Here is a 1,538-nt window from a genome sequence, read left to right on the forward strand (position 1 = left end):
TTCTATATAAGTTAATTATTGCTCAATGAGTACGACGATAGATTTACCTTGCTCAGCCGCATCTCTAAAGGTTACAAAGTATTTATCTCGAACTAGCTCATAGGCTTCGGGGTTTACTTCATCGTCTCCATCCTTTTCAATTTCAGCGATTATGTTCTGCCCCTCTAAGCTATCAATATCGAAGCTATATTCTTGTTGCATTATGTCATATAAATCTTTCACCATATCGGCTGGGAAAAAGCCGAAAGTGCCGCTAATGTCAGCGTCAGGTGGAAGCAGCTTATGGGGGAAAAAATTGAAGCTAGCAATCAATAATAACCGACTATTACCTGCGATAGCATCCCATAGTTGCAGTGCGGGTTCAAAGCCGCGCAGGTTTATTTCGATTGACTGCCAATGAATGGCTTCTTCTTCAGTAATTGCAAGCAATTGTTGGTATTTACTTTCATCATCACCGCTAAGCGAAGTAGGGTATCTATCTTCGTCAATAAGTGATAAGTGAATTAAGCTGCTCATAGATAATAGGCTCGTGTTGTGTGATTATCGAAACTAATCAATTAAAAATAAAGGTAAATATAATGAGTCGGTGTGGCATTGCCAACCATGCATGTCTTTGCCTAACTTTGCCATAGTAAGGGCATTTAAACAGATAAAGCCTTCTTCCATATCTTTGTAATCACCAAATTTACATTCATCAGAGTGCCATTTGATTGCTTTATCAATACTGGCTTGCCAGAGCGGTTGGTCACCAGAAATTAATGCTGATATAGCTTCAATTAAAGGGGCGAAAAATTGCAATACATCTTTATTTTTGGCTTTTTGAGCATCTTGTTGTGCGGTGTTAATGGCCTGCGGGGTAAGAGGGCTGCCAGTGGCTATTTGCATTAATAAGTGATCATATTGGTAAATAGCAGGATGTACAATATCATCTTCTGATAGTGACCAGTCAAGCGCTTTTATTTGTTCTAGCAATTCAGGCTCACCAAACAACAAACAGATGTTTAACTCTTTTTGAATGGAGTAATCGCTTTTACGGGTCTGTAACTCAGGGTCGAAGCCGCATAAAAACGCATAGGGCGCGGCTTTTTTTAAATTGGGCTTCACTTCAGAGACGTTTTCGAGTGCGTAATTACCATACGCTAACATTAAATAAAAGTCAGAAATTTTGAAAACGCTTTTTTTGTACTGTTCGAGCGTCCTACTGGTGTCTTTAAACCTTTCTAACCACGCTGGCAAGTGAGTATTTGCACGCGTGATGTCATATTCAACATCTTCTGCGGTAAGTTTATTTAGCTTTAACATTCTTAATTCTCTAAGGTAAAGGTTGTAATTTTGCGTCAACTACATTGCCACTTTCTTCAACAGCTTCTATCACTAGTTTGTTTACTGGTATATCTAAATCATCTGCTTCAAGTAAATTTTGCCCTAGTTGATTACGCTCAGGGTACTTTTTCGAGTTTTTCATGCGTTTGAGGTTCATTTTAATCCAATCATCATCCATTTGTGTGAACCCTTTACTTGTTTTGCCAAGCTTAGCA

At 38.7% G+C, this 1,538-nt stretch carries 2 protein-coding genes and 1 pseudogene; all 3 read right to left on the bottom strand.

Going from position 1 to position 1,538, the window contains the following annotated elements; genetic code table 11:
* Positions 1-15: 15 nt before the first annotated feature.
* The gene (locus FW757_RS23000) at positions 16-516 is read right to left on the bottom strand and encodes a hypothetical protein (protein WP_446441770.1); all 501 of its coding nucleotides are present in this window, start codon (positions 514-516) and stop codon (positions 16-18) included.
* A gap of 33 nt (positions 517-549) precedes the next feature.
* On the bottom strand, positions 550-1,302 hold the full coding sequence (locus tag FW757_RS23005) for an Imm49 family immunity protein (protein WP_182740940.1): 753 nt from the start codon (positions 1,300-1,302) through the stop codon (positions 550-552).
* Between the two features lie 10 nt (positions 1,303-1,312).
* A pseudogene (locus FW757_RS23010) lies at positions 1,313-1,538 on the bottom strand (hypothetical protein); the annotation flags it as partial.

The sequence above is a fragment of the Pseudoalteromonas sp. 1181_04 genome (assembly GCF_052850545.1).

Bases quoted from the DNA above. Each gene is read 5' to 3' on its own strand.
- FW757_RS23000 (WP_446441770.1), bottom strand. From the start codon at position 516: ATGAGCAGCTTAATTCACTTATCACTTATTGACGAAGATAGATACCCT.
- FW757_RS23005 (WP_182740940.1), bottom strand. From the start codon at position 1,302: ATGTTAAAGCTAAATAAACTTACCGCAGAAGATGTTGAATATGACATC.